Origin of the sequence: Mesorhizobium sp. NZP2298, from assembly GCF_013170825.1 — a bacterium.
Lineage (GTDB): Bacteria > Pseudomonadota > Alphaproteobacteria > Rhizobiales > Rhizobiaceae > Mesorhizobium.
Map to the genome: position 1 here is coordinate 6,263,951 of NZ_CP033365.1, position 25,942 is coordinate 6,289,892.

26 protein-coding genes and 1 pseudogene are annotated in these 25,942 nt (G+C 63.3%); 13 read left to right on the forward strand and 14 right to left on the reverse strand.

The window, feature by feature from the left end; genetic code table 11:
• Positions 1–47 precede the first annotated feature (47 nt).
• The 5 genes from EB231_RS30045 to EB231_RS30065 are packed head-to-tail and all read left to right on the forward strand — an operon-like array spanning position 48 to position 5,029.
• Positions 48–986, forward strand: a complete 939-nt coding sequence (locus EB231_RS30045; RefSeq protein WP_172352040.1) for a MurR/RpiR family transcriptional regulator — start codon at positions 48–50, stop codon at positions 984–986.
• Positions 983–1,630, forward strand: coding sequence for a cysteine hydrolase family protein (locus tag EB231_RS30050; protein WP_172352041.1), 648 nt, complete (start codon positions 983–985; stop codon positions 1,628–1,630). Before EB231_RS30045 ends, EB231_RS30050 begins: the two co-directional genes overlap by 4 nt.
• The gene (locus EB231_RS30055) at positions 1,627–2,949 is read left to right on the forward strand and encodes a glutamine synthetase family protein (protein WP_172352042.1); all 1,323 of its coding nucleotides are present in this window, start codon (positions 1,627–1,629) and stop codon (positions 2,947–2,949) included. Before EB231_RS30050 ends, EB231_RS30055 begins: the two co-directional genes overlap by 4 nt.
• Positions 2,949–3,716 (forward strand): N-formylglutamate amidohydrolase, encoded by a 768-nt coding sequence (locus EB231_RS30060; protein ID WP_172352043.1) that lies wholly within the window; start codon positions 2,949–2,951, stop codon positions 3,714–3,716. Before EB231_RS30055 ends, EB231_RS30060 begins: the two co-directional genes overlap by 1 nt.
• Positions 3,713–5,029 carry an aspartate aminotransferase family protein gene (locus EB231_RS30065; RefSeq protein ID WP_172352044.1) on the forward strand — a complete coding sequence of 439 codons (1,317 nt, stop codon included), beginning with the start codon at positions 3,713–3,715 and terminating at the stop codon, positions 5,027–5,029. Before EB231_RS30060 ends, EB231_RS30065 begins: the two co-directional genes overlap by 4 nt.
• A gap of 142 nt (positions 5,030–5,171) precedes the next feature.
• Here the strand turns inward: EB231_RS30065 and EB231_RS30070 are convergent, their stop codons facing one another.
• Both EB231_RS30070 and uxuA read right to left on the reverse strand, forming a co-directional pair.
• Positions 5,172–6,611 carry an FAD-binding oxidoreductase gene (locus EB231_RS30070; protein ID WP_172352045.1) on the reverse strand — a complete coding sequence of 480 codons (1,440 nt, stop codon included), beginning with the start codon at positions 6,609–6,611 and terminating at the stop codon, positions 5,172–5,174.
• A 261-nt stretch (positions 6,612–6,872) separates the two neighbouring features.
• On the reverse strand, positions 6,873–8,057 hold the full coding sequence (uxuA, locus tag EB231_RS30075; RefSeq protein WP_172352046.1) for a mannonate dehydratase: 1,185 nt from the start codon (positions 8,055–8,057) through the stop codon (positions 6,873–6,875).
• 101 nt (positions 8,058–8,158) lie between these two features.
• Between uxuA and EB231_RS30080 the strand changes: the two genes are divergently transcribed.
• Positions 8,159–8,944 carry an SDR family NAD(P)-dependent oxidoreductase gene (locus EB231_RS30080; RefSeq protein ID WP_172352047.1) on the forward strand — a complete coding sequence of 262 codons (786 nt, stop codon included), beginning with the start codon at positions 8,159–8,161 and terminating at the stop codon, positions 8,942–8,944.
• Between the two features lie 41 nt (positions 8,945–8,985).
• Here the strand turns inward: EB231_RS30080 and EB231_RS30085 are convergent, their stop codons facing one another.
• Positions 8,986–9,600 (reverse strand): alpha-ketoglutarate-dependent dioxygenase AlkB, encoded by a 615-nt coding sequence (locus tag EB231_RS30085; RefSeq protein WP_172352048.1) that lies wholly within the window; start codon positions 9,598–9,600, stop codon positions 8,986–8,988.
• A 71-nt stretch (positions 9,601–9,671) separates the two neighbouring features.
• Between EB231_RS30085 and EB231_RS30090 the strand changes: the two genes are divergently transcribed.
• The 5 genes from EB231_RS30090 to EB231_RS30110 all read left to right on the forward strand — a co-directional run bounded on the left by EB231_RS30090 (position 9,672) and on the right by EB231_RS30110 (position 13,629).
• Positions 9,672–9,953: a KTSC domain-containing protein gene (locus tag EB231_RS30090; protein ID WP_246740767.1), complete on the forward strand. Its 282-nt coding sequence runs from the start codon at positions 9,672–9,674 to the stop codon at positions 9,951–9,953.
• A 65-nt stretch (positions 9,954–10,018) separates the two neighbouring features.
• A complete protein-coding gene (locus EB231_RS30095; protein ID WP_172352049.1) occupies positions 10,019–10,984 on the forward strand; it encodes an SDR family oxidoreductase in 966 nt (321 codons plus the stop codon).
• Positions 10,985–10,995: 11 nt separating this feature from the next.
• Entirely contained in the window at positions 10,996–12,708 is a 1,713-nt protein-coding gene (locus EB231_RS30100; RefSeq protein WP_172352050.1) for an HAD family hydrolase, read from the forward strand.
• 102 nt (positions 12,709–12,810) lie between these two features.
• Complete coding sequence (locus EB231_RS30105) at positions 12,811–13,128, forward strand: plasmid stabilization protein (RefSeq protein ID WP_172352051.1); 318 nt, start codon at positions 12,811–12,813, stop codon at positions 13,126–13,128.
• A gap of 105 nt (positions 13,129–13,233) precedes the next feature.
• Complete coding sequence (locus tag EB231_RS30110; protein ID WP_246740768.1) at positions 13,234–13,629, forward strand: PPC domain-containing DNA-binding protein; 396 nt, start codon at positions 13,234–13,236, stop codon at positions 13,627–13,629.
• A 34-nt stretch (positions 13,630–13,663) separates the two neighbouring features.
• Here the strand turns inward: EB231_RS30110 and EB231_RS30115 are convergent, their stop codons facing one another.
• Together EB231_RS30115 and EB231_RS30120 are read right to left on the reverse strand one after the other, a co-directional pair.
• On the reverse strand, positions 13,664–14,926 hold the full coding sequence (locus EB231_RS30115; RefSeq protein ID WP_172352052.1) for a DUF763 domain-containing protein: 1,263 nt from the start codon (positions 14,924–14,926) through the stop codon (positions 13,664–13,666).
• Between the two features lie 101 nt (positions 14,927–15,027).
• Entirely contained in the window at positions 15,028–15,636 is a 609-nt protein-coding gene (locus EB231_RS30120; RefSeq protein WP_172352053.1) for a cysteine hydrolase family protein, read from the reverse strand.
• Between the two features lie 204 nt (positions 15,637–15,840).
• On the opposite strand from EB231_RS30120, the gene EB231_RS35755 reads away from it, so the two are divergent.
• On the forward strand, positions 15,841–16,236 hold the full coding sequence (locus EB231_RS35755) for a GFA family protein (protein WP_172352054.1): 396 nt from the start codon (positions 15,841–15,843) through the stop codon (positions 16,234–16,236).
• A 2-nt stretch (positions 16,237–16,238) separates the two neighbouring features.
• On the opposite strand, the gene EB231_RS30130 is transcribed toward EB231_RS35755, so the two are convergent.
• The 7 genes from EB231_RS30130 to cyoA are packed head-to-tail and all read right to left on the reverse strand — an operon-like array spanning position 16,239 to position 23,122.
• Positions 16,239–16,775: a response regulator transcription factor gene (locus tag EB231_RS30130; RefSeq protein ID WP_056570570.1), complete on the reverse strand. Its 537-nt coding sequence runs from the start codon at positions 16,773–16,775 to the stop codon at positions 16,239–16,241.
• Positions 16,765–18,117, reverse strand: coding sequence for an ATP-binding protein (locus EB231_RS30135; protein ID WP_172352055.1), 1,353 nt, complete (start codon positions 18,115–18,117; stop codon positions 16,765–16,767). Before EB231_RS30135 ends, EB231_RS30130 begins: the two co-directional genes overlap by 11 nt.
• Entirely contained in the window at positions 18,114–18,926 is an 813-nt protein-coding gene (locus EB231_RS30140) for an SURF1 family protein (protein ID WP_172352056.1), read from the reverse strand. The genes EB231_RS30135 and EB231_RS30140 overlap by 4 nt, the downstream gene beginning before the upstream one ends.
• On the reverse strand, positions 18,923–19,300 hold the full coding sequence (cyoD, locus tag EB231_RS30145) for a cytochrome o ubiquinol oxidase subunit IV (RefSeq protein WP_172352057.1): 378 nt from the start codon (positions 19,298–19,300) through the stop codon (positions 18,923–18,925). The genes EB231_RS30140 and cyoD overlap by 4 nt, the downstream gene beginning before the upstream one ends.
• The gene (cyoC, locus tag EB231_RS30150) at positions 19,297–19,914 is read right to left on the reverse strand and encodes a cytochrome o ubiquinol oxidase subunit III (RefSeq protein WP_445299333.1); all 618 of its coding nucleotides are present in this window, start codon (positions 19,912–19,914) and stop codon (positions 19,297–19,299) included. The genes cyoD and cyoC overlap by 4 nt, the downstream gene beginning before the upstream one ends.
• 18 nt (positions 19,915–19,932) lie before the next feature.
• Positions 19,933–21,930 carry a cytochrome o ubiquinol oxidase subunit I gene (cyoB, locus tag EB231_RS30155; protein ID WP_172352059.1) on the reverse strand — a complete coding sequence of 666 codons (1,998 nt, stop codon included), beginning with the start codon at positions 21,928–21,930 and terminating at the stop codon, positions 19,933–19,935.
• 10 nt (positions 21,931–21,940) lie between these two features.
• Entirely contained in the window at positions 21,941–23,122 is a 1,182-nt protein-coding gene (gene cyoA, locus EB231_RS30160) for a ubiquinol oxidase subunit II (RefSeq protein WP_172352060.1), read from the reverse strand.
• Between the two features lie 214 nt (positions 23,123–23,336).
• Between cyoA and EB231_RS30165 the strand changes: the two genes are divergently transcribed.
• Entirely contained in the window at positions 23,337–24,659 is a 1,323-nt protein-coding gene (locus EB231_RS30165; protein ID WP_172352061.1) for an MFS transporter, read from the forward strand.
• A 61-nt stretch (positions 24,660–24,720) separates the two neighbouring features.
• Here EB231_RS30165 and EB231_RS35295 read toward each other — a convergent pair.
• Together EB231_RS35295 and EB231_RS30170 are read right to left on the reverse strand one after the other, a co-directional pair.
• Positions 24,721–24,858 (reverse strand): annotated as a pseudogene (locus EB231_RS35295) (NADP-dependent oxidoreductase); the annotation flags it as partial.
• 26 nt (positions 24,859–24,884) lie between these two features.
• Positions 24,885–25,886, reverse strand: a complete 1,002-nt coding sequence (locus EB231_RS30170) for a bile acid:sodium symporter family protein (protein WP_172352062.1) — start codon at positions 25,884–25,886, stop codon at positions 24,885–24,887.
• Positions 25,887–25,942: the final 56 nt, after the last annotated feature.

The window sequence follows — 25,942 nt, forward strand, 5'->3', positions numbered from 1 at the left end:
CTCAACATAACGAGGCTAAGAGCCCAACACCTATTTCGGGGAGGCCAATGGCGATACGCGATGTTCTGATGCGCGGGGATCTGGCGCTAACGCCATCGGAGGAGAAGATCGTCCGGCTGCTGTTGACGGACTATCCGACCTCCGGCCTTGGCACCGCCTCGTCGCTCGCCCGACGTGCCGGCGTCAGCGACCCGACCGTGGTCAGGCTGGTGGTCAAGCTCGGCTATGAAGGCTTTCCGGACTTCCAGGCAAAGCTTCTGGCCGAAGTCGAGGCCAGGTTGCATTCACCGCTGTTGATGATGGAGGCAAAGCGGCAGAGCGGCTCCAGCGACAGCGCCGTGCTCGCCTATCTCGATTCCGTCACAGCGGCCCTGCAGAAGGCCACCGCCGCGACGCCGGTGCAGACCTATGAGCGGGCTGCCCGCCTTTTGATGGAGGCCAAGGGTGAGATCGTGCTGGTCGGCGGCCGGTTCAGCCGCCACATCGCCGGCATGCTGGCCGGATACCTCGTGCAGTTCCGCACCGGTGTCCGCGATCTCGGGGTGCTCTCCCCCCAGGCATTCGACACGCTGGCCGACCTTGGCCGCCGTGACGTGCTCGTCGTCTTCGACTATCGCCGCTACCAGCTCGACGTGATGGCCTATGCAAGCCAGGCAGCGGCGCTCGATGTACGCATCCTGCTTTTCACCGACCAATGGCTGTCGCCGATATCGGATCTCGCCGAAGTCACGATCGTCAGCCCGCTCGAAGTCGCCTCGCCCTACGACACGCTGGCGCCGGCAATCGCACAGATGGAAGCGCTCACCGCCCACATCGTTTCGACGCTGGGCGACGACGCCCGGGCTCGCATCGAGAGGATCGAGAAAGTGCGGCACGCCAATGCGGTGACGCTCGACAGCGACCCGCAAGAGAACGGCGCACGCCAGGCAACCGGACCACGCAAGACACCCGGACCCAAATCACCAAAGCAGGACGACAAAGCATGACCCAAGCCCTACCCAAGCGAGACGAAGCCTTCCGTGCCGGCGAGACGGCGCTGCTGCTCGTCGACATGCAGCGCATCTGGCTGGAACCGGGCGCCGATCCCTCGCATCCGGAGCGCGGCCCCGACCATTATTTCTACCGCAAGACATCCTCGCAGACGATCCCCAACCAGGAGCGACTGCTGGCGGCGGCGCGCGCCAATGGCGTCGAAGTGCTGCACACCATCATCCAGAGCCTGACCGAAGACGGCCGCGATCGCTCGCTCGACCACAAGCTGACGCCGATCCACGTCGCGCCGAGCCTTCCTGAGGGCCTGCCGGTTGCATCGCTGGCGCCGGTCGGCGACGAGATCATGCTGCCGAAGACCTCGTCAGGCATCTTCAACTCGACCAATGTCGACTATCTCCTGAAGAACCTGGGCATCCGCTACCTCGTCGTGGTCGGCGTGCTCACCGACCAATGCGTCGACATGACCGTGCGCGATGGCGCCGACCGCGGTTATCTCGTCACCTGCGTGTCGGACGCCTGCGCCACGATCACCCAGGAGCGCCACGACATCGCGCTCAAGGCTTTCGGCGGCTATTGCTGGGTCACCGACACCGACACCGTCGTCGATCGTTTCAACGCCCTGGGAAAAAAGGCATGACATCGACCGTCGAGCCCCTCGTTGCCGTCGTCACCACGGATCTCTGCGCCGTCACGCGGGGCCGCTTCGTTGTCGAAAGCAGACTGCAGAAGACCGCAACAACCGGTGTCGGCTGGCTGCAGGCCAATCTGTCGATGACGCCTTTCAATTCCATCGTCGATCCCAATCCCTGGGGGTCGTCCGGCGATCTGCGGCTGATCCCCGATCTCAAGGCGCGCTTCCGCACCGAACGGACCGGATCGGCGACGCCCTTCGACATGGTGGCCGGCGACATCGTAGAGCTCGACGGCAGACCGTGGCTCGGCTGCACGCGAACCATGCTCAGGGATGCGCTGGCGGAGCTGAAGGCAGCGACCGGCCTTTCCGTCATCGCCGCCTTCGAGCATGAGTTCCACATTGCCGGCGGCAGCTTCGCACCGGCGCATTCGATGTCCTTCGCCGCGCTGCGCCGCACCGATCCGTTCGCCCCCAATCTGATGGCCGCACTGGAGGAGGCGGGCGTCGGCCCCGAGGTGGTCATCGCCGAATTCGGCGACGAACAGTTCGAAGTGACGCACGAGCCCGCCGATGCGCTGACGGCGGCCGACCGCGCTGTCGCCATCCGCGAGGTCACGCGCGAAGTGGCGCGCAATGCCGGCTGGCGCGCGAGCTTCGCGCCCAAGACAGCGCCAAATGCCGTCGGCAACGGTGTGCACATCCACTTCAGTTTCATCGACGAGGCCGGCAAGCCGGTGACCTACGACGCGGCGCAACCTGGCGGCCTGTCCGCCAAGGCTGGTGCCTTCTGTGCCGGCGTGCTGCGTCACCTCCCGGCGATCACCGCCATGACGGCGTCGAGCGTGTCGTCCTTCTACCGGTTGAAGCCGCATAGCTGGAGTTCGTCCTACACCTGGCTCGCCGACCGCGACCGCGAAGCGTCGCTGCGCATCTGTCCGACGGTGACGATCGGCGGACGTGATCCCGCGCGGCAATACAATGTCGAATACCGGGCGGCCGACGCCACCGGCAACCCCTATTTGTCGCTGGCGGCGATCATCCGCGCCGGGCTGGAGGGGCTGAAGGCGGACCTGCCGTCGCCGCCGCTGGTCACCGGTGACCCGACGCTGATGAGCGAGGCGGAGCGGGCAAAGCTCGGCCTGGTGCGGCTGCCGGAAACCTTGCCGGCGGCGCTGGACGCGCTTCTCGCCGACAAGACCGTCACGGGATGGTTCGCGCCGGTCTTCATAGAGACCTTTGTGGGACTGAAGCGCCATGAGGCCGAGCGTCTGGCCGGCCTCGACCCGGCCGCCATCTGCGATCTCTACCGGACGCTTTATTGATGACTGCGCAGACTGAAAAAGATTGGCCCGACGCCGTCGAGGTTCTCAACGAGCACGGCCACTCGGATATTGTCCTGCTGTGCGAGCATGCATCCAACCATATGCCAGCTGAGTATCGGCAGCTCGGGCTCGATGCCAGCCATCTGCAGCGGCACATCGCCTGGGATATCGGCGCCGCGGAGGTGACACGCCTCTTGTCGGCACGGCTCGATGCGCCCGCCTTCCTCAGCGGCTATTCGCGGCTGCTGATCGACCTCAACCGGCCATTGGGCACGCCGGGCAGCATCCCGGTGCTGTCGGAAGATACCGGCATTCCCGGCAATGTCGGCATCGATGCGGCGGAACGGGACCGACGTGCCAAGATCATGTTTTCGCCGTTCCATGACCGGGTGGCCGCGCATCTCGATCGACGGGTGGCCGAAGGGCGGCCGACGCGGATCGTGACGATCCACTCCTTCACGCCGGTCTTCCTGGGAGTCGCCAGGCCATGGCATGCGGGTGTGCTGCATGAGCATGCCGCCGGGCTCGCCGAAGCGATCCTTTCGGGCCTGCGCACCGACGCGGCACTCAATGTCGCGGCCAATGTGCCCTATGTGATCAGCCGTGACGCCGATTACGCCGTGCCAATTCACGGCGACGATCGCGGCATCCCCGCCGTCCTTATCGAAATCCGGCAGGATCTGCTGGCAAACAGCGCCGGCATCGAGGAGTGGGCGGACCGCCTTGCGGCGGCACTGCCGGCACACGAGACGGAGACGGTTTCGTGAGCAATCTCAGCCTGCGCGAACGCGACGCCGCGACCATCGCGCAGATCGGCAAGCTGCGCTTCTCGCCGCTCAGCGTCGTCGGAGGTCAGGGTAACAGGCTGATCGAGGACGGCGGCCGCTCGCTGCTCGACCTGTCGGGATCGGCCGGCCCGGCGGTGCTCGGCTATGGCCATCCGGCTGTCGTCGAAGCGGTCGAGACCTCGGTCCGGAACATGGCGGGCGCCAGCCTGCTGCTCTATCCGAACGAGCCCGCCGTCTCGCTGGCTGAGCGGTTGCTCGCGATCACACCGGGAGAAGGAGAGCGGCGCGTCTGGTTCGGCCATTCCGGGTCGGACGCCAATGACTGCGCGGTGCGCGTGCTGCAGGCGGCCACCGGCCGTTCGCGCTTCATCTCCTTCATCGGCTCCTATCACGGCAACCTCTCCGGCTCGATGGGCATCAGCGGCCACACCGCCATGACACACACGCTGCCACGGCCGGGCGTGGTGCTGCTGCCCTACCCCGATCCGTTCCGGCCGAACTTCAGCGGCGAGGAGGTGCTTGCCCTGCTCGACTACCAGTTCGAGACCACCTGCCCACCGCACCAGGTCGCGGCCGTGTTCATCGAACCTCTGATGTCGGATGGCGGGCTGATCGTGCCGCCACCGGGGTTCCTGAAGGCGTTGCAGGAGCGCTGCCGCAAACACGGCATCAGGATCGTTGTCGACGAGGTCAAGGTCGGGCTCGCCCGCAGCGGCATGATGCACTGCTTCCAGCACGAAGGACTGACGCCGGACCTTGTCGTGTTCGGAAAGGGCATCGGCGGTGGGCTGCCGCTCTCGGCCGTGGTCGGGCCAAAGGAGATCATGGACCATGCGCCGGCCTTCGCCTTGCAGAACACCGCCGGCAATCCGGTGGCGACATCGGCAGGCAATGCGGTGCTGAAGACGATCGAGAGCGAAGGCCTGGTCGAACGCTCGGCGCGGATCGGCACGCTGTTCTCCGACGCGCTGGGGGCGCTTGGTGCAAAGCACGAGATCATCGGTGATGTGCGCGGCCGCGGCCTCGCCATCGGCGTCGACCTGGTCAAGGACCGCGTGACCCGCGAGCCGGTACCTGCCACGACCACGGCCAAGATCATTTATCGCGGCTATGAGCTGGGCGCGGCCTTCACCTATGTCGGGCTGAAGGCCAATGTGCTCGAATTCATGCCGCCCCTGACATTGACCGAGGACGAAGTGGCCGAGGGTGTGGCGATTGTCGACCAGGCGATCGCCGACGTGAACGCCGGCAAGGTCTCGGATGCGGATGTCGCGTCCTTCATGATGTGGTGAGGGAGAAACGCGCGCTCCATCAATTTGCGCCGGCGGATCGGTCCTGTCTCTTGAAGCATGAACGGAAGAGCGGTGACCTATGGCTCTGCGAAAGCCCGCGCCTCTGGCGGAGGCGCGGGCTTTTTGTCACCGCGACGCGGGCTCAGGCGGCGCGCTGGCTTTGCTTCGGCCGCAAGTTCTGGTTCATGCGGAACATGTTCAGCGGGTCATAGCGCTGCTTGATTTCCAGAAGCCGCTGGTAATTGCCGCCATAGGCCGCTTCGACCCGGTCGACCTCGTCCTCAGGCATGAAGTTCACATAAGCCGTGCCCGCAGCATACGGTTTGGCCGCCTCATAGAGGCTGCGCGCCCAACCGATGCAGGCCCTGTCCATCGCCGGTTCGCGCCAGCGGGCATGGACATTCATGACGAAGTGGGAACTGCGTTGCGGAAACGCCGTTGCGTTCTGCGCCACACGGCCCGCCGCACCGCCGACATGACCGATGAATATCTCGCATTCCGGGCCAGGAAGCTCACGTATAGCTTCGGTGACGATCTCGGCTGCCCTGTCGGAAAGCTCGGTGAAGTCATGGCTCTTCCAATAGTTGCGGGCGCCGGGGGTGAGCAATGGGTCGAATGCCTGCTGCCAGCCGGTGAACGGATTGGGGCCGACGACATCGGCAATCGGCGAGCCGATGGCGCGAAGCCTCTTCGTCGCCTTTTCACCTGCCTGGAGATCGCCGCAATAGCACATGGCCAGCACCAGAACATCCTTGCCATGCCACTCGGTCGGCAGGAAGGGCAGCGGCGGCGCCTGCCGCATGACCACCCAGCAGGTCAGTTCGTCGGGCGCCGTTTCGAGCGCGTCGCGGTACTCCTCCAGCACCTTCTCGGCATCGGCGAAAGGATGGACGACAAGTCCCGACAGAACCTGCGGACCCATCTGGTGAAGCTGAAACTCGAATGCCGTGACAATGCCGAAATTGCCGCCGCCGCCACGCAACGCCCAGAACAGGTCCGGATTTTCCGTCTCGCTGGCGCGCAGCAACTTGCCGTCGGCGGTGACCACATCGGCGGAGACAAGATTGTCGATGGTCAGGCCGAATTTGCGAGTGATCCAGCCAAAGCCACCGCCCAGGGTCAGGCCTGATATGCCGGTGGTCGAATTGATACCTGTCGGCACCACCAGCCCAAAGGCCTGCGTTTCGCGGTCGACATCGGCAAGCGTAGCGCCAGGTCCGACCCATGCCCGCTGTGCGGCGGGATCGACCCGCACCGACTTCATCGGCGACAGATCGATCATCAGACCGCCGTCGCAGACGGCGCTGCCGGCAATGTTATGGCCGCCGCCACGCACGGAGACAAGAAGCCTGTTTTCCCTGGCGAAATTCACGGCACGGATGACGTCGGAGGCGCCGACACAACACACAATCAGCCCAGGCCGTCGGTCGACCGTGGCATTCCAGATGGTGCGGGCTTCGTCGTAGGCGGCGTCTCCCTGCTGAAGCAGTGTGCCGCGCAATTGTGCGGAAAGCACTTCGATGGCTGCGGCGTCGACTGTCGTCTTGCCGCGATCAAGCGTGGTGAGGCTCATGCTGTTCATGGTTTCCTCCCGATTTGCTTATGAGCCGTTCTCCTTCAAACGCCTTCAATTCTGCTCCCATATTAGATGTCGCGCAAGTTTATGCAGGCTTTGAGCCTGATGGTGGGCCGCCGCCAGCCTCGAGCGCAGCCTCATCGAACTGGCGAGACTGCGCGCTTGGCGGATCGATGGCTGCGCCAACATCGAGGACGGAAAGATCTCGGCGATCCATGTCGTGCGCAATCCGACAAGCACAGGCAGCCGCACTAGGCTTCGTGCTCGTCAAGCCAACCCGAACGTCTCCACGGCGCGCATGATGCCGCGCAGTTCGGCGAGGCCTTTCAGCCGGCCGATCAGCGAGTAGCCGGGATTGATCTTCTTCTTGCCGATATCGTCGGCCAGCAGGTGGCCATGGTCCGGCCGCATCGGGATGCGCCAGTCGGCGCGCCCTTCCTTGCGGCGGCGTGCCTCCTCCTGCATCAGAGCGAGGATGACCTGCGCCATGTCGGTGCCACCCTCGAGATGCTCGGCTTCGTAGAACGAGCCGTCTTCCTCGATGGTGATGTTGCGCAGATGGACGAAATGGATGCGGCCGGCGAATTCCTTGATCATGGCGACAATGTCGTTATCGGCGCGCGTGCCATAGGAGCCGGTGCAGAAGGTCAGGCCATTGGCCGGGCTGTCGACGGCGTCGAGGATGAAACGCGCATCCTGCGCGGTGGAGACGACGCGCGGCAAGCCGTAGAGCGAGAAGGGCGGGTCGTCGGGATGGATGCACATGCGTACTCCTTCCTCTTCCGCCACCGGAATGATCTCGCGCAGGAACCAGGCGAGGTTATCGCGCAACTCCTTCGGCCCGATCCCGTCATACTCGGCCAAGGCCGCGCGGAAACTGTCGCGATCATACTTGCGCTCGGTTGCCGGCAGGCCGGCGATGAGGTTGCGCTCGATCTGGTCGACCTGCTCCGATGTCAGCGCCTTCAGGCGCTTCTCGGCCTCGGCGATACGCGCCGGCGTATAGCTGGCCGCGCCGTCCTTGCGCTGCAGAACGAAAAGGTCATAGGCGGCAAAATCGATGGCATCGAAACGCAAGGCATAGCCGGTTGTCGGCAGGCGATACATGAGGTCGGTGCGCGTCCAGTCCACCACCGGCATGAAATTATAGCAGATCGTTTTGATGCCGGCCTTGGCAAGCGTGCGGATGCTGTCGCGGTAGTAGCCGACGTAGCGCTCGCGTTCGGGCGCGCCGATCTTGAAGGAATTGTGGACCGGGATGCTCTCGACGACAGACCATGTCAGCCCGGCGGCTTCGATGATGCGCTTGCGCTCGAGCACATCGGCTTCAGGCCAGGCCCTGCCATCATAGATGTGGTGAAGCGCCGAAACCACGCCGGTAGCGCCAGCCTGCCTGACATGCTCAAGCGTCACCGGATCATCCGGACCATACCAGCGCCAACACTGTTCCATTGCAACTTTCCTTTTTGCGAGAGACCGGCAACCTATTGTTTGACTCCGATGAGTGTCAAACTCAGAACCGGGTTTTGATAGCGCATGAAGGAGCTTCCGCGATGAAGGATTTCGACGGCAAGGTGGCATTGGTGACGGGGACGACCGGCATCGCGCTCGCCACCGCAAGACGGCTGGCGCAGGGGGGTGCGGCGATCATCGCCTGCGGCATCGACCGGGTCGCCAATGCAGCCATGCAGGAAAGCCTTGCCAAGGCCGGAACCGACGCGCTGGTGCAAACGGTCGACGTCTCCGTTTCCGATCAGGTCCGCGACGCGGTCGCGACAGGCGTCGCGAAATTCGGCGGCATCGACGTCATCGTCAATTCCGCCGCGGTGCATCCCTATGGAACCGCGACGACGACCGACTGGGAAACCTGGAACCGGGCGATGACCGTCAATGTCGGCTCGATCTATCTCACTGCCCATTTCGGCATTCCGGAAATGATCAAGCGCGGCGGCGGCGCCATCGTCAACGTCGCTTCGGTGCAAGGCTTCGCCTGCCAGCAGAACGTCGCCGCCTATGCCACGACCAAGGGAGCCATCCATACGCTGACCCGCTCGCTGGCGCTCGACTACGCTGCATCAGGCATAAGGGTGAATTCGGTCAGCCCGGGCTCGATCCGCACGCCGATCCTCGAAAAGGCCGCGCGCGGCGACCATGGCAGCGATGCCGACGTCGAAGAGGCCTACAGGCGCTTCGGCGCGGCCCATCCGCTTGGCCGCATCGGCGAGCCAGAGGAGGTGGCGGAGCTGATCGCCTTCCTGTGCTCGTCCAAGGCCGGCTTCTGCACCGGCGCGGACTACAAGATCGATGGCGGCCTGACCGCCGGCATTGGTGTGAAGTAGAACGAGGACGATCGGCCTTGCCTTCACCGCCGGCGCGATGCTCAGGGGTTTTGAGACCGCAGCGTCCGCAAGGTGATCGAGTAGCGATGCTCGGCAACCGGCGGGATGCTGTGCTCCCACTCCGTGCGTGAAGACCCGGTCATGAGATAGGCCGACCGTGGCTCGACGACGATGGTCCGACGCTCCCATTTGTCACCATGCTTTCGCCGCAGCCGAAAGCTGCAGGGCGCCAGCAGGGAAACGCCGGCGACATCCTCGAAATGCGGCTTGTCGCGATGCCAGCCTATACCGGCGCCAGGCCGGTATTCATTGATCAGCACCTGCGCGAAGGCCTCGGCAGGCCGGCGCGCAAGGGCCGCGACCTGCTCACGCAAAGGCAGCAGGAAGTCGGGGATCGGCGGCGCCTCGACGACTTCGCGACGGTCATAATCATAGCGCAGACCGAAACCGACGACCCGACGGTTTGCCAGATGGCCATGGAAATCGAACGCCTGGAACGGCAGTCCCTCAAGATCCCGGGCAAGCTCCGTCTCTTCCCGCGGCGTGATCAATCCGGGCTGGTAGGCAAAACCTTCGGGCAGATCCTCCGCGGCACCAAAGAGATCATGCTGGAGCACCGGAGTGCGGCCGGTGGCTTTCGATTTGAGCGACGACATCCCGCCTAGATGGTGAAGGCTGGACCGCAAGGCAATACGGAGCCCTTGCTCGCGTGCGGACGGGCGATGCGATGGGCAACGGCAGGGAACCGGACCCATGGCTGGCGGGTTATCCGGCTGAGCAGTCAGGTGCCAAGATGCCGTCGACCGCGATCCGGAACACACAATACGATCCCGCGACCAGAACTCTCTCCGTCTGGTTCGTGCCGAGCGGCCATCGCTATGATTACGCGGACGTTGCCCCGGCAACCTATGCCGCTTTCAGGAGGGCTTCCTCGAAAGGCCGTTTCTTCAATGAATTCATCCGCGATCACTACAGCTACCGCCGCGTGGCATCATGCGCGGGGGCATGATGATCTTTTGCGCAAACCTTTTTGCCTGACATGCGTTGTTCTTCCTCGAAGCCGAGGAGACAGCCATGCAGAACAAGACAGCCAGCGAAGCCGCCAAGCAACGTCAGATCCAGCGCGGCATCGATGCCAAGGACAGATCGAAGGAGCACGGCAAGGCTGAGCACGCCATGCAGGCCGGCGCCCGACAATACCCGGAGCCGCCCTTCCCCGAGCAGCACCAATCCAAACCGGGGCGTGAATGGGCGCTCGAACCGGCGCCGCTCTACGATGCGCCCTTTTACCTCGGGTCGAAAAAGCTCGAAGACAAAGTCGCTCTCATCACGGGTGGCGATTCCGGCATCGGCCGCTCGGTGGCGGTTCTGTTCGCTCGCGAGGGTGCGGACATCGCCATCGTCTATCTGGCCGAGGACAAGGATGCCAAGGCGACAAAATCCGCCGTCGAATCAGAAGGGCGGCGCTGCATCCTGGTGAAAGCCGATGTCAGCGAACGCGACCAATGCCGCAATGCGGTGGCGCAAACGGTCAAGGCATTCGGCCGCATCGACGTGCTCGTCAACAACGCGGCTTTCCAGATCCATTCGAAAGAGTTCGGCGAATTAACCGAAGAGCATTTCGATACGACGCTGAAGACGAACCTCTACGGTTATTTCCATATGGCGCAGGAAGCGGTGCCGCATATGAAGCCGGGCTCGGCCATCATCAACACCGGCTCGGTCACCGGCATAGACGGGTCGAAAGCACTGGTCGACTACTCCATGACCAAGGGCGGCATCCATGCCTTCACGCGAGCCCTTTCCGGCAATCTACTCGGCAAGGGCATACGGGTGAACGCGGTTGCACCGGGTCCGGTATGGACCCCGCTCAATCCTTCGGACAAGGAGGCCGACGACGTTTCGAAGTTCGGCGCGGACACACCGATGAAGCGGCCGGCGCAGCCGGAAGAACTCGCACCGGCCTATGTGTTTCTCGCCTCGCCGCATTGCTCGAGCTACATCACGGGCGAGATATTGCCCGTGATCGGCGGCTATTGAGGTCCCGTGCGATGTATTTCATCGCATTGGCGACGGATTACGACGGCACGCTGGCGCATGACGGGATCGTCTCCAGGAAGACGCTGTCCTCCTTGGAGCGGTTCAAGAAAAGCGGCCGCAAGCTGGTGCTCGTCACGGGGCGCGAACTGCCCGACCTCAAGCGCGTCTTTCCCGAGATCGGCCTGTTCGACAAGGTGGTCGCCGAGAATGGAGCGCTGATCTACACGCCGGCAAGTGAGGAAGAGCGGGTGATCTCGCCATCGCCCGATCCTAAATTCGTCGCCAGATTGAAGAAGCAGGGCGTCAAGCCGCTTTCGGTTGGCCGGTCGATCGTCGCCACCTGGGAGCCGCATCAGGCAACGGTGCTCGAAATCATCAAGAAGATGGGGCTCGGACTGGAAATCATCTTCAACAAGGGCGCGGTGATGATCCTGCCGAGCGGCATCAACAAGGCCACCGGGCTGGCCGCGGCACTGCAGGATCTCCGGCTGTCGCCACACAATGTGGTCGGTGTCGGCGACGCCGAGAATGACCATGCTTTCCTGAAGGCCTGCGGCTGCAGCGTCGCCGTCGACAATGCAATTCCCGCGGTCAAGGCCACTGCGGACCTGGTCACGCGGGGCGCACGCGGGAAAGGCGTGGAGGAACTGGTCGACCGACTGATCAAGCGCGATCATGACATCCTGCCAAGGCGGCATGACGGCATCGTGCTCGGCTCCGCCGGCGGCGACGATATCTATCTGTCGCCAACCGACACGGTCCTCATCGCCGGCAGTTCCGGCATCGGCAAATCCACCCTGGCCACCGCGCTCACGGAACGCTTCGTCGAGAGCGGGTTTCAATTCTGCATCTTCGATCCCGAGGGCGATTATGACGGGCTCGAAGGCGCCGTGCGTCTGGGCGACGGCTCGAGCGCGCCGACCAAGGCACAAGTGCTGGACCTCATCGAGAAAGCCGACAGCAATGTCGTCGTCAACGGGCTGGCGCTGCGCGTCAATGAACGGCCGGACTTCTTCGCCGACCTGCTGCCCGGGCTCGGCAGTTTTCGGCGTCGAACGGCAAGGCCGCACTGGCTCGTCATCGACGAAGCGCACCATCTTCTGCCCAAGCGGCGCGACGATACACGCGCGGTCCTGTCCCTGGAATTGCCGGGCACGGTTCTGATCACAGTGCATCCCGAAGCGATCTCGACCGACGCGCTGCGCCTAGTGACCGCCATCATCGCTCTAGGCCCGAAGGCGAAGGATGTCGTCAAGGCCTTCTGCCACGAGACTGGCATCGACCCGCCAAAGGACGTGGCCTCGCCCAAGGGCGAGCGCGTGCTGTTCTGGCGACCGCAGAAGCGCAAGAAGATTGCCAAGGTCAAGGTTATCGAACCGCGTCAATCGCTCAAGCGACACAGCCGCAAATATGCCGAAGGGCAACTCGATGAGGCGGGCAGTTTCTATTTCCACGGCCCCGACAATGCGATGAATCTCAGAGCCCACAATCTGATGATTTTCGCTCAGATCGCCGAGGGCATCGACGACAAAACCTGGGAGTTCCACCTGCGTGCCGGCGACTATTCCAAATGGTTCCGCAATCAGATCAGGGACAAGGATCTGGCGCGGGAAACCTCCGAGGCTGAGAACGATAAAAAGCTCTCGGCCGAGGAGAGCCGCAAGCGTGTGCTGGATGCAGTGCGCCGCCGCTACACGGCTCCCGCCACGGCACCGGAAGACTAGCGCGCGACGCGTCTGCCCTGCCTGTTCATGCGCTTTTCAGGCATCGCTTGGAACTCACCCGTCGGCTTCACGTTCAGACCCTGTTCAACAGGAGACACGGCCATGCCACGAGGCGACAAATCGAAGTACACCGACAAGCAGGAACGCAAAGCCGACCATATTGCGGAAGGCTACGAGAACCGCGGCGTCTCGGAGAAAGAGGCCGAACGCCGTGCCTGGGCCACCGTCAACAAGGATGACGGCGGCGGCAAGAAGGAAGGCGGCTCCGGGCGCGGCAAGCACACCGGTCACCCGGCCGCACACAAGGGCGGCACGAGCGGCGGCAAGGCATCGGCCTCACGCTCCGCCACAAGCCGGTCGGAATCGGCGAGGAAAGCCGCGGCAACGCGCAAGCGGAATGCCGAGCATCACGCCCATTGATCTCGACGACCACCCGTTTGGCTTGTCTTGAAAGGCCGCCACGATGAGAGCACGGGCATGAAATAGCGACTCGTCAACGAGACCAGCGGACAGCGAACTTTCGTCGTGGTGCTCGACCCCGGCGAGGAAGCGTTCGGCGCGGTGACCTCCTTCGCGATCGACCAAGGGGTCGGCAGTGCTTCCCTGACAGCGATCGGCGCCTTTGAAAGAGCGATCGTGGGCTGGTTCGACCCCAATGCGAAGACCTGCCGCAAAATCCCGATCGATGAACAATGCGAAGTGCTGAGCGCTATCGGCGATGTGGCGCCGGGCGACGACGGCAAGCCCAGCCTCCACATCCATACGGTGCTGGGATTGAGCGACGGCACGACCCGCGGCGGGCACCTGCTCGAGGCCATCGTGCAACCGACGCTCGAAATGACCCTGGTGGAGGCTCCCGGCCACCTGCGCCGCGGCAGACGTCCGGAATTGGGCGTGGCGTTGATCGATCTGAACGAGTGATTTTCGAGTTCGGACAGCAGAGGGCAGCCTGGCCTCATGCCGTCTTGTTGTGTTCCGCCGGCGCCTTGTCCGGCGCCGGTTCCCAACCAAAGACACTGCGGCCGCCAAGCAGATGCGACTGGTCGAATTCGCCGGCGATGATTTCCTTCAGGCTGGGGCCGGTGACGTATCGCTCGACCTGCCGCGACTGATCGTCGAGCCGCCTCAGCGCGCCGACTTCTTCCTCACGACCAAGCTTGGCCTTTTGCACGGCCGACTTCAGCACGCCGATTGTTTCGTCATAGACCTTGAGCGGAACTGGGAACGGGTGCCTGTCCTTGCCGCCATGTGCCAGCGAGAACCGGCCGGGATCGGAAAAACGGCACGGCGCGCCATGCACCACTTCGGCGACGAGGGCCAGCGCGCTCACCGTGCGCGCGCCGACGCCGGGAACCAGCAAAAGCTCGGAAAAATCCTCCGGGCCGCGTTCGGCGGCGGCCGCCATGTTCCCATGAAGACGACGCATCACGACATCGCTTTCGCGGACATCATGGTGGGCCGGCATGACCAGATGCGGCAGCAGAGGCTGCTCGGGAGCGGATGCGGTGCCGGGGTCCAAGGCAGCGAACTCGCGCAGAATGCGGTCGGGCCCAAGGTCGTGGAGCAGATCCAGCTGTCCCTGACGCGAGGCCTCGGCGCGATGGTCGGTCAGATTGACGATGTCGCCCTGGTTGGCGCCCTCGATCGCGGCGTGCGGCTGATCGACAAAACTCTTCAGACCCTCGGACAGCCAATGGTAGCGGCGCGCCACCTTGCTGTCGCCATTCATGCCTTGCTGCACCACCACCCAGTCGCCGTCATCGGTGACGATGAAGCCGTGCAGGTAGAGGTCGAAGCCATCCTGAACAGCGGCACTATCCACCTTGGCGACCAGCCGGCTGACGGTTGCCAGGCGTGCTCCGTCGAAGCCGATCCGCTCGCCGATGACGGCGAGTTCATGCGGGGTCTTGCGCGAATGCGCGCCACGGCCGCCGCAGACATGAATGCCGAGTTCGCCCGACAGCGGCGTCAGACCGCGTTTCAAGGCGCCGACGACGCTGGTCGTGATGCCGGAGGAATGCCAGTCCATGCCCATCACGGCGCCGAAGGACTGGAACCAGAAAGGATGCGCAAGCCGCCTTAGCAGCTCATTGCGACCATAGTGATGAATGATCGCCTCGCACATGACGGCGCCGAGACGCGTCATGCGGTCGCCCAGCCATTTCGGCACGCGCCCGCCGTGAAGTGGAAGATCAGCACTGCCCGATCGTTGCGCCAAGTCTGTTGCCTGTTCCGCTGTCTGTCCTGTCTCGACAGATAGGTATCCGAGTTCGCGCGAAGAAGCACCTGAGGCTTCTGCCTCCTCGACGCCTGGTGCCATCAAGTCCAGTTCGAAAGAACCGTCTCCATCTCGACCGTTTCGACCTGCTGCGCAAAACGTTGGTGATAGACGGTGAGCAAGGCTTCATGCGTTGCATCGGAAGAACTGCACAGCGCGTCCGTGACGAGCACAACACGATAGCCGAAATCGATGGCGCCGAGCACCGTGGCCAGGACGCACACGTCGGTTTCACCTCCGGTGACGACCAGCGTATCGATCTCGTGTTCCATCAGAAAGGCTCGAAGACGGCCTTCAAACCAGGGCGAATAGATATGTTTGTCGATGACCGCCGCCGGCGGACAGCAAGCAGCCAATGACGGCAACAGCTCGACCATTTCCGGACCGATATTGTCGATCGCCATCGAGGCCCAGCGCTCATAGTAGCGCTTCCATGTACCAACACCCCGCCCCGGCTTTTGCGCAGGCAGGAAGCGCGTGAAGACCGTCTGTTTTGCCCGTGTCTCGACCAGTCTCTCAATCTGCGGCAGGATACGCCTGATCCAGGGTGTCGCCCACGGCGACGGTTCGGCAAACAGCCGCTGCATATCCACGCAGACGTGCATGCATCCGCGACCCAACGGCCCATATGCCAAGCCCGGCACCGACATCAAGGCATCTCCGACCGGTGGCGCTTTCTCATGGACTTCTCCCATTGCCGTCCAGGACACTGGAACGTCACAAGCCGGGACTCGTTCCTGGGTGCCCGCAGCAACCAACGCAACCGGTCAACGTTTCCGTTGCGTGAACGGAGGCATTCGGATGAGACCATCGGAGGGGCCGCGGGGCCGCACTGTTTCAGGGTTGCCGCCAAGATGACGCTGAGCGGCGGATGTCTCTGCGGTAGGGTTCGCTTCAATGTTCGAAGCGAACCAAGGGTGCACTACTGCCATTGCGATATGTGCCGGCGAGCAACAGGCAGCGCGTTCGCGGTTCTGGCGTGGGTGCCATCTCAGAGCCTGACCTGGACCGGCGCGGAGCCGAACTGCCGCAGGTCATCGCCGATTGCCCAAAGGGGATTCTGTTCAGCCTGTGGATCGCCGCTCAGCCTGACCTATGACGCATCGCCCAACGAAGTAGCGCTGCATGTCGGCACGTTCGACGATCCGGCCTCGCTGCAGCCCCACTACAATTATGGATCAAGCCAGCGGCTTAGCTGGGTTTGCTGCGGAATAGATCTGCCGGACCACGACACTGAAGAACGATGGTAGAGCTATCTCACCACGCGTTTTTCGAGCTTGCGGGCCAAGGTGCGCCGGTGCAGGCCGAGCCGACGCGCGGTTTCGGAGATGTTGAAGCCGGTCTCGACGAGCGTTTCATGGATGCGTTCCCATTCGAGATTCTTGATCGAGGTGGGACGGCTGCTCAGCGAAACAGAAACATCGCCCTCGGCACGGCCGAAGGCGGCTTCGATATCGTCGGTGTTGGCGGGTTTGGCCAGATAATGGCATGCGCCGAGCTTGATCGCCTCGACCGCCGTGGCGATGCTGGCAAAGCCAGTTAGCACGACAATCCTCATCGAAGCATCGCGAGCGCTGAGCAGCTTGACGCACTCCAGCCCCGAGCCCCCGGCGCCAAGCTTGAGATCAACGACGGCGTAAGCGGGAACGGCTGTTTCGAGGGCGCGAGCCAAATCTTCCCTGCCGTGGCAGACCATGACGTCATAGTCGCGCTTTTCGAAAGAGCGCTTCAGCGTTTTCGCGAAGGTGGCGTCGTCCTCGACGATAAACAGGGATCGATCAGGCCGCATGATCATCTCCATCGGTCAGCGCCGCCAGCGGCAGCGATAGGGTAACACAGGCGCCCTGCTCCATGTTGCGCGCAGAAAAGTCGCCGCCGAGCTTTCGAACCACGTTGACGACCAAGAAAAGACCAAGGCCACCGCCCGGTCGTCCCTTGCTCGACATATAGGGCTGGCCGAGCGCTGCCAGTATACCCTGGTCAAAACCCGGCCCGCGATCACGCACGGAAATCACCAGTTTCTCGCCCTGCCGCTCGGCGGTGACGTCGACCCAATCCTGCGATGCTTCCTGGGCGTTGTCGAAGACGTTGAAGATGACCTGCTTCAGCGCCGTGTCGGAAACGATCTGCTCGTCGGGTTCGAAATCGTTGCTGTATTGCAGGTTGAGCGGCTGGCGGCTGACACGCCATTCCTGGACAAGATCGTCGAGGAAATGGCAGATGCTGGTGCGGATCGTGCCTTCGCCCCGCGCCTGCCCCGAAGACATCAGGATGCCCGATACGATGCTTTTGCAGCGCTCGATCTGCGCCTGCATTTCGGCCATGTCCCCCGCAAGTTCGCGGTTGCGCGTGACGCTGCGCATCTGGCGCCAGTCGGAGAGGATGACGGAGATGGTCGACAGCGGCGTGCCCAGTTCATGCGCGGCGCCCGACGCCAGCAGGCCCATGCGCACAATGTGGTCCTCCTCGGCCGATCGCTGGCGCAGATCGGCGAGATAGGCATCACGTTCGCGCAGATTGCGATTGATGCGCGTCATGAAGATCACGATCAGGCCAGCCGCCAGCACGAAGCAGATGAACATGCCCCTGATATGCAGGACAAGCAGGTCGCTGCCGCCGTGATGCGGGATCGCGATCGGCTGGAACTGGAAGGTGAGGAAGACAAAGCAGGCGGAAGCGGCGGCCACCAGGCTCCAGGTGGACCAAGGTGTCAGCAGCGCGGCGCCAAGCGTGATCTGCAGCAGATAGAGCGACACGAACGGGTTCGAGGCGCCGCCGCTGAGGTAAAGCTGGGTCGTCAGCGCCGCCATGTCGAAAATGAGCGCGACGAACAGTTGCGCGTTGCTGATCGGACGCTGACCGCGCAGGGCGAGCAGGCTGAAGATGTTCAGCCCGACGAGGAAAAGCACCACGCCCGCCATCTCCGGCAACGGAAGCGGGATATCGAACCAGTATTCCGTCACCAGAATGGTGAGGACCTGACCCGCCACCGCCAGCCAACGCAGCTGGATGAGCAGGAGCAGGTTCTTCCTGTTCGCCGCGTCGGGATTGGCGACCGCGCCGCCCTTGCCAGCAAGGGATGCCGCCGCGAAGGATTTGTCGTTGCGGAGCATTTGGGTCGGAACGCTCATCTCGCCGGTCCTTGCCGCCGGCGGCGACCGATCATCGGCGTGGCCAGGGCCGCGGCAAGCATCGCAGCGAGCGTGAACCAGGTCAAAGCATAGACCAGATGGCTGTTGCGGAAAGTCACGACGGTCAGGCCGCCGCGCGGCCAGTCACCGGATGCTCCCGCATCGACGAAATACGGGGCGACATCCGTCAGCCCGCGCGCGGTTGCGATGGCGGCGACGTCGCGCGAATACCAGCGATTGGCCGCGGCATCGTTGCTGCGCAGGAAGCCGCCGCCGGGCTCGCTCATGCGCAACAACCCGTCAACGACGGTCGGCGACGGAAAACCGCCGCTCTCCCGTTCAAATTCGGCCTTGTGCTCCTGGGGAATAAAGCCGCGATTGACCAGCACGACAAAGCCGCTGTCGGTTCGCATGGGCGTCAGCACCCAATAGCCACCGCCAAGCTCCGTCACCGCCTGCACCAGCGTGTTGGCGCCGCCCAGAAAGCGCCCGGCCAGTCGCACATGGCTGTATTCGCTGCTGGCTGCGGTCATTCCGTCCCAGTTGCCTGGGCCAGGCGCATCGACAAGCGGAGCATGGATACGTTGGTCGACGCGAGCGATCAGGTCGAGCTTCCAGACCCGCCTTTCCAGTTGCCATATGCCGAGCCCAACAAACACCAGCACGCCGAGGAGGCCGAGCAACACAAGGAAAAATCGCGATGCGGGCGACCTGCCGGCGTCCCTGCGCGGCGCGGCGGACAAGCCGATGCCAGCCTGCCCGATCCCTATCTCGATAGTGGTCCTCCTCGCGCCCGGCGCCGGGCTCATGGCATCTCGCGCATGTCGTGAAGCCCCGGCATCATGTTGGCGTTGAGATGGTACATCACCCAAAGCGAGCCGGTCAGCACGATGACGACCAGGATCAGCGTGAAGATCAAGGCCAGCATTGACCATCCGCCCTCCGAGGCGGTGTTCATATGCAGGAAGAAGACCATGTGGACCACGATCTGCACCGCGGCGAAGACCATGATGACGATCGCCGTGGCCTGCTTGTTGTCGAGGGCGCCGGTCATGACCAGCCAGAACGGGATGGCGGTCAGGATCACCGACAGGACGAAGCCGGTCAGATAGCCCTTGAGCGATCCATGCGCGGCTCCGCCATGGGCGTGGCCGTGATCGGCGGCATGATCATGGGCGCTCATCGCAACATCCCCATCAGATAGACAAAGGTGAAGACGCCGATCCAGACGACGTCGAGGAAGTGCCAGAACATCGAGAGGCACATCAGCCGGCGGCGGTTGGCTTCGATGAGGCCGAACCGGGCGACTTGCGTCATCAGCGTCACCAGCCAGACAATGCCGAAGGTGACATGCAGCCCGTGCGTGCCGACCAGGGTGAAGAAGGACGACAGGAAGGCACTGCGCTGCGGTGTTGCGCCTTCATGGATCATGTGGGCGAATTCGTAGAGCTCGATGGACAAGAAGGCCAGGCCGAACAGGCCGGTCACCGCAAGCCAGGCTTGGGTCGCCGCGATCCGGCCCTTGTCCATGGTCAGCATGGCAAAGCCATAGGTGATCGAGGAGAAGAGCAGCATGGCGGTGTTGACCGCCACCAGATTGAGGTCGAACAGGTCCTTGGGCGCCGGACCCGCGGCGTAGTTGGCGCCGAGCACGCCATAGGCCGCGAAAAGCATCGCGAAGATCAGGCAGTCGCTCATCAAATAGAGCCAGAAGCCGAGCATGGTGCTGCCGCCTTCGGCGTGCGCATGCTCTTCTTCCAGGTGAAAGACCGGTTCGGTTCCGGTCGCGGTTGCCATCGAAGCCATGCTCGAACCCTAGCCCTGAGCGGCGAGGAGCGTCGTCCTCGCCTCCTCCGTCTGCGTGACCTCGGCAGCCGGAATGTGGAAGTCGCGGTGATAGTTGAAGGTGTGGCCGATCGCGGTGGCTATGAGGCAGACGAAGCTCAGTGCCGCCAGCCACCAGATGTACCAGATCATGCCGAAACCGAGCGCGACGCTGAAGGCTGCCAGGATGATGCCGGTGCCGGTATTGCTGGGCATGTGGATCGGCCTGAAGCCTGAGAGCGGCCTGGTGTAGCCAGCCTTCTTCATGTCCCACCAGGCGTCATTGTCGCGCACGACAGGCGTGAAGGCGAAATTGTAGGCGGGAGGCGGCGAGGACGTCGACCATTCGAGCGTGCGGCCATCCCAGGGATCGCCAGTCGGATCGGCGAGCGCCTCGCGCCTGCGGATGGAGACGAAGATCTGGATCAGGAAGGCGGCAATGCCGACGGCGATCAGCACCGCGCCGAAGGCGGCGATGACGAACCAGATCTGCAGCGAAGGGTCGTCGAAGACACGCATGCGGCGCGTCACCCCCATCAGGCCGAGTATGTAGAGCGGCATGAAGGCAAACCAGAAGCCGACTACCCAGCACCAGAACGACACCTTGCCCCAGAACGGATCGAGCTTGAACCCGAAGGCCTTGGGCCACCAGTAGGCAATGCCGGCGAACAGGCCGAACAGCACGCCGCCGATGATGACGTTGTGGAAATGCGCGATCAGGAACAGGCTGTTGTGCAGCACGAAGTCCGCCGGCGGCACGGCAAGCAGCACGCCGGTCATGCCGCCAACGGTGAAGGTGAGCATGAAGGCCACCGTCCACATCATCGGCAGTTCGAAGCGGATGCGGCCGCGATACATGGTGAACAGCCAGTTGAAGATCTTCGCCCCGGTCGGGATCGAGATGATCATCGTGGTGATGCCGAAGAAGGAATTGACGCTGGCGCCGGAGCCCATGGTGAAGAAGTGGTGCAGCCAGACAAGGTACGACAGGATGGTGATGACCACCGTGGCGTATACCATCGAGGTATAGCCGAACAGGCGCTTGCCGGAGAAGGTCGAGGTGACCTCGGAAAAGACGCCGAACAGCGGCAGGATGAGGATGTAGACTTCCGGGTGACCCCATATCCAGATGAGGTTCACATACATCATCGGGTTGCCGCCGAAGTCGTTGGTGAAGAAGTTGGTACCGACATAGCGGTCGAGCGACAGCAGCGCGAGCACCGCCGTCAACACCGGAAAGGACGCCACGATGAGCACGTTGGTGCACAGCGACGTCCAGGTGAAGACAGGCATGCGCATCATCGTCATGCCGGGCGCGCGCATCTTGATGATCGTGCAGATGAGGTTGATGCCCGACAGCGTCGTACCGACGCCCGCCACCTGCAGCGCCCAGATGTAATAATCGACGCCGACGTCGGGACTGTAGCCGATGCCGGAGAGCGGCGGATAGGCGAGCCAGCCTGTGCGGGCGAATTCGCCGACAAACAGCGATGCCATGACCAGGATCGCGCCGCCGACCGTCATCCAGAAGCTGAAGTTGTTGAGGAAGGGGAAGGAGACGTCGCGCGCGCCGATCTGCAGCGGCACGACGAAGTTCATCAGCCCGGTGACGAAGGGCATCGCCACGAAGAAGATCATGATCACGCCGTGCGCCGTGAAAATCTGGTCGTAGTGATGCGAATTGAGGTAGCCCTCGGAACCGTTGAAGGCGATGGCCTGCTGCAGGCGCATCATGATGGCGTCGGAGAAGCCGCGCAGCAGCATGACGAGGCCGAGCACCATGTACATGATGCCGATCTTCTTGTGGTCGACGCTGGTGAACCACTCGCGCCACAGATAGGTCCACAGCTTGAAATAGGTGATCGCGCCAAAAAGGGCGATGCCGCCAAGCGCCACCGCGATGAAGGTGGCCACGACGATCGGCTCGTGCAGCGGCAGCGAGTCCCAGGTGAGACGGCCGAAGATGAACTTGGTCAGCGTATCGGGCATCGGCTATCTCTCACAATTCCCGCCGCAACAGGCCAAGCGACGGCGTATCCGCCTCGGCGCGACGGCTCTCGGTCCCGGGCCTGAGCAGTCCCGCCCCGCGCAGCGGGGAAAGATCCTTCGCCGGCCAATCCGTCTGCGTGGCGTCGCTGGCGGCGCGTGCCGCGGCAGCCGCTTCCTCCGCCGTGCAGATGCTGGCGACATAGGACGGATCGTTCCCGAACACCGCGCCGCGCCGGGCGAGCTTGTCGTATTGCAGCGGCAGCGTGTTGCGGACACCGGCAAGACCAAGGCCACCCTTGGCATCGATCGACATCATCTCGTTCATGCACATCTTGCCGCGCTCGACACACAGGTTGAGGATGGCGCCGTAAAGGTCGGGATCGACGGAGGCATAGTGGCGGACCGGCTCGTTCTCGCTCGGCTTTTCGAGTTCGAGATAGTTCTCGCGGTTGAGCGCCGCCGAGGCTGTCTTGCTCTGCGCCACCCACTGGTCGAAAGCCTCGTCGGACAGGCCGTGGAAGGCAAAGCGCATCCCCGAAAAGCCGGCGCCGCTGTAATTGGCCGAGAAGCCGCTATAGGTGCCCGGTCGGTTGATGACGGCGTGCAGCTTCGTTTCCATGCCGGGCATGGCATAGATCTGCCCGGCCAATGCCGGAATGTAGAAGGAGTTCATCACCGCCGACGAGGTGATGCGGAAGTCGATAGGCTGGTTGACCGGCGCCGCCAGTTCGTTGACGGAGGCGATGCCGTAGTCTGGATAGATGAACAGCCATTTCCAGTCGAGCGCCACGACCTCAACCTTGAGCGGCTTGTGGTTCTGCGTGACCGGCTGGCCGGGCTCGATCCGGTCGATCCGGCGGTATGGGTCGAGCAGGTGCGTGCCGAGCCAGGTCAGCGCCCCGAGACATATGATGATCAGCAGGGGCGCAGCCCAGATCACCAATTCCAGTTTCGTCGAATGGTCCCAGTCCGGCGCGTAGGTCGCCGAGGCGTTGGATTGCCGGTAGCGCCAGGCAAAAAAAACGGTCAGCGCCATGACCGGCACGATGATGACCAGCATCAGCAGGGTCGAGACCACGAGCAGGTCGCGCTGCTGGACCGCGACATCGCCGGCGGGCGCGAGCACGACCAGATCGCAGCCGCTCAACAACCCGGCCAGGGGGAACAGAAGCAAGGCTCCAAATCGTTTCATCAAACGCTGCCCTCGATGGACCGCGGCAACGGTTCATGTTGCAGTGCGGTATCAATCAAGGGCTACTGCTCGCCGCGGTGCGGTGACATTGGACAATTTGTCCAATGCCCAGAAGGCATGGCTTTGGCCCAGTGTGCAGTGCACAATGGAACCTTTGGGGAATCCCCAGAATTGGGTCCCGGACACTTCATTCCACGCGGTGGCGACGGATAAGATGGCTCAGACTTCGACTGCCGAAACGAACAGCGAGCTGATCGGCTCGCATCATGGCCAGGTCAGCGCGGGCGATATCGCGGTTGGCGTGATTGTCGGCAGGACGTCGGAATTCTTCGACTTCTTCGTCTATGCGATTGCGTCCGTCATCGTGTTTCCCAAGCTGGTGTTTCCCACGCACGATCCGCTTGTCGGAACGCTCTATTCCTTTTGCATCTTCGCACTGGCCTTCGTCGCGCGCCCGTTCGGCTCCATGCTGTTCATGGCCATCGATCGTGCCTATGGCCGCGGCGCGAAACTGACGATCGCGCTGTTCCTGCTCGGCACGTCGACCGTGGCCATCGCGTTTCTGCCTGCCTATGGTGACATCGGTGCGGTCGCGGTGTGGCTTTTGGCGCTTGCCCGCATCGGACAGGGGCTGGCGCTAGGCGGAACATGGGACGGACTGCCCTCCCTGCTGGCGCTGAACGCGCCGCGGAACCGGCGCGGCTTCTATGCCATGATCCCGCAGTTGGGCGCCCCGATCGGCCTCATCGTGGCAAGCTCCCTCTTCGCCTTCTTCGTCGCCAACCTGTCGGCCGACGACTTCTTCACCTGGGGCTGGCGCTATCCCTTCTTCGTCGCCTTTGCCATCAATGTGGTCGCCTTGTTCGCCCGGCTGCGCATTGTCGTCACCCCTGAATTCTCGAAACTGTACGAGAGCGGGGACCTGCAGCCGACGCGCATCAGGGACACGATCCGGGCCGAAGGCCGCAACGTCGTCGTCGGCGCCTTCGTGCCACTGGCAAGCTTCGCCCTGTTCCACATGGTGACGGTGTTTCCGCTCTCCTGGGTGTTCCTATTCACCAACGAAGGGCCGGCGCGTTTCCTGGCGATCGAAGCGGTGAGCGCACTGTTCGGCATTGCGGCCATCGTCGCGTCTGGGCCACTGGCCGATCGCGTTGGACGCCGTGCGCTGCTTGGCGGTTCGGCGATCGCCATCGCGACGTTCAGCGGCTTTGCCCCGCAGCTTCTGGATGGCGGCGCAGTCGGCGAAGCTCTGTTCATGGTGCTGGGCTTCATCCTCCTGGGGCTGAGTTTCGGGCAATCGTCCGGCGTCGTCGCCTCGAGTTTTTCCCGGCAACATCGCTACACCGGCTCGGCAATAACCTCGGATCTGGCGTGGATGTTCGGCGCCGGCTTCGCGCCGCTCGCGGCCCTGCTGCTCGCCGGCAATTTCGGCCTCATCGCCGCGGGCGCCTATCTGCTGTCGGGCGCGGCTTGCACATTGCTCGCCTTGTGGATCGACGGACGTCGTCCTGCCGCGGATCGTCAAGCCGATTAATCCAGGGGCCTTCGATTGCGGATATGAGGCCGCATTGCCATGCTCGCCTGCCCGCCCAATGCGGCGCATTCTCCAGGCCATCCACGATATCTTCCCTGTAACGAACCTGGCCGGACGCGATCCACCGGGCCGTGTCGCGATAGAAGGCTGGGCGCCGGCCGACAAATTCGCGCGGGATGAAGCCCTCCGCAGCGCGAGATCCTCCTGCTATACACGCAAACCCAACTAAGCCACCGAAGCAGCCGGCTTGGCTTGCCGCACGGCGGACCGGTGCGCCGCACTGGCATATTTCTGGGCGATCATGGCGCAGACCATGAGCTGTATCTGGTGGAAGAGCATCAGCGGCAGAACGATCGCGCCGACGCCCTGGCCGGCAAAGATGACGTTGGCCATCGGGACGCCGCTCGCCAGGCTCTTCTTCGAGCCGCAGAAGGTGATCGTGATCTGGTCGGCCTTGTCGAAGCCGAGAAGTCGGCTGCCATAGGCCGTGAACAGAAGCACGAGGCCGAGCAGCACCATGTCGGCGACAACGACCACGGCGATATCGCGCAGCGAGAACATATGCCATAGCCCCTCGGCGACGGCCGTGCTGAAGGCCAGATAGACGACCATTAGGATCGAACCGCGATCGACAGGCATCAGCAGCGTCTTGCGAGAACGTATCCAGTTGCCGATCCGCGGTTCCAGCAGTTGTCCGAGCGCAAAGGGCAGGAGCAGTTGCACCAGGATCTGGCTCACTGCATTCCATGAAAATCCGCCGTGACCGCCGATGGAGAAGAGCAATCCGACGAGCAGGGGCGTGAGGAACATGCCGAAGATGTTGGAGGCGGAAGCCGAGCAGATGGCCGCGGGGACATTTCCACCAGCCATCGAGGTGAACGCGATCGAGGACTGGACCGTCGAGGGCAGGACACACAGAAAAAGAATGCCGAGGTAGAGCGGCTTGGGCAGGATCGAGGCAGGGAGATAGCCGAGCGCCAGACCCAGCAGCGGGAACAGGCCAAAGGTCGTCAGAAGGATGACGAGGTGCAGGCGCCAATGCATCAGGCCGGCAACCACGACATCGCGCGATAGCCGCGCACCATGCAGGAAAAACAGAAGCGCCACGGCAAAATTGGTCGCAACCGCGAACCATCCCGCGAACGTCCCGGTTGCTGGCGCGACAGACGCAAGCGCGACGGTGCACAACAGCAGGATCAGAAAGGAGTCCGGCAGAAAGCGGCGCATGACATGTTCGCTCCAGAATAGGCTCAGCGCCGTCTTTTTGCGCATTGTGAAATAGG

Excerpts from the sequence above, each read along its gene's own strand:
- EB231_RS30045 (WP_172352040.1), top strand. The coding sequence starts at position 48 with ATGGCGATACGCGATGTTCTGATGCGCGGGGATCTGGCGCTAACGCCA.
- EB231_RS30050 (WP_172352041.1), top strand. The coding sequence starts at position 983 with ATGACCCAAGCCCTACCCAAGCGAGACGAAGCCTTCCGTGCCGGCGAG.
- EB231_RS30055 (WP_172352042.1), top strand. The coding sequence starts at position 1,627 with ATGACATCGACCGTCGAGCCCCTCGTTGCCGTCGTCACCACGGATCTC.
- EB231_RS30060 (WP_172352043.1), top strand. The coding sequence starts at position 2,949 with ATGACTGCGCAGACTGAAAAAGATTGGCCCGACGCCGTCGAGGTTCTC.
- EB231_RS30070 (WP_172352045.1), bottom strand. The coding sequence starts at position 6,611 with ATGAACAGCATGAGCCTCACCACGCTTGATCGCGGCAAGACGACAGTC.
- uxuA (WP_172352046.1), bottom strand. The coding sequence starts at position 8,057 with ATGGAACAGTGTTGGCGCTGGTATGGTCCGGATGATCCGGTGACGCTT.
- EB231_RS30080 (WP_172352047.1), top strand. The coding sequence starts at position 8,159 with ATGAAGGATTTCGACGGCAAGGTGGCATTGGTGACGGGGACGACCGGC.
- EB231_RS30085 (WP_172352048.1), bottom strand. The coding sequence starts at position 9,600 with ATGTCGTCGCTCAAATCGAAAGCCACCGGCCGCACTCCGGTGCTCCAG.
- EB231_RS30090 (WP_246740767.1), top strand. The coding sequence starts at position 9,672 with ATGGGCAACGGCAGGGAACCGGACCCATGGCTGGCGGGTTATCCGGCT.
- EB231_RS30095 (WP_172352049.1), top strand. The coding sequence starts at position 10,019 with ATGCAGAACAAGACAGCCAGCGAAGCCGCCAAGCAACGTCAGATCCAG.
- EB231_RS30100 (WP_172352050.1), top strand. The coding sequence starts at position 10,996 with ATGTATTTCATCGCATTGGCGACGGATTACGACGGCACGCTGGCGCAT.
- EB231_RS30105 (WP_172352051.1), top strand. The coding sequence starts at position 12,811 with ATGCCACGAGGCGACAAATCGAAGTACACCGACAAGCAGGAACGCAAA.
- EB231_RS30120 (WP_172352053.1), bottom strand. The coding sequence starts at position 15,636 with ATGTCGGTGCCGGGCTTGGCATATGGGCCGTTGGGTCGCGGATGCATG.
- EB231_RS35755 (WP_172352054.1), top strand. The coding sequence starts at position 15,841 with ATGACGCTGAGCGGCGGATGTCTCTGCGGTAGGGTTCGCTTCAATGTT.
- EB231_RS30130 (WP_056570570.1), bottom strand. The coding sequence starts at position 16,775 with ATGCGGCCTGATCGATCCCTGTTTATCGTCGAGGACGACGCCACCTTC.
- EB231_RS30135 (WP_172352055.1), bottom strand. The coding sequence starts at position 18,117 with ATGAGCGTTCCGACCCAAATGCTCCGCAACGACAAATCCTTCGCGGCG.
- EB231_RS30140 (WP_172352056.1), bottom strand. The coding sequence starts at position 18,926 with ATGAGCCCGGCGCCGGGCGCGAGGAGGACCACTATCGAGATAGGGATC.
- cyoD (WP_172352057.1), bottom strand. The coding sequence starts at position 19,300 with ATGAGCGCCCATGATCATGCCGCCGATCACGGCCACGCCCATGGCGGA.
- cyoC (WP_445299333.1), bottom strand. The coding sequence starts at position 19,914 with ATGGCAACCGCGACCGGAACCGAACCGGTCTTTCACCTGGAAGAAGAG.
- cyoB (WP_172352059.1), bottom strand. The coding sequence starts at position 21,930 with ATGCCCGATACGCTGACCAAGTTCATCTTCGGCCGTCTCACCTGGGAC.
- cyoA (WP_172352060.1), bottom strand. The coding sequence starts at position 23,122 with ATGAAACGATTTGGAGCCTTGCTTCTGTTCCCCCTGGCCGGGTTGTTG.
- EB231_RS30165 (WP_172352061.1), top strand. The coding sequence starts at position 23,337 with ATGGCTCAGACTTCGACTGCCGAAACGAACAGCGAGCTGATCGGCTCG.
- EB231_RS30170 (WP_172352062.1), bottom strand. The coding sequence starts at position 25,886 with ATGCGCCGCTTTCTGCCGGACTCCTTTCTGATCCTGCTGTTGTGCACC.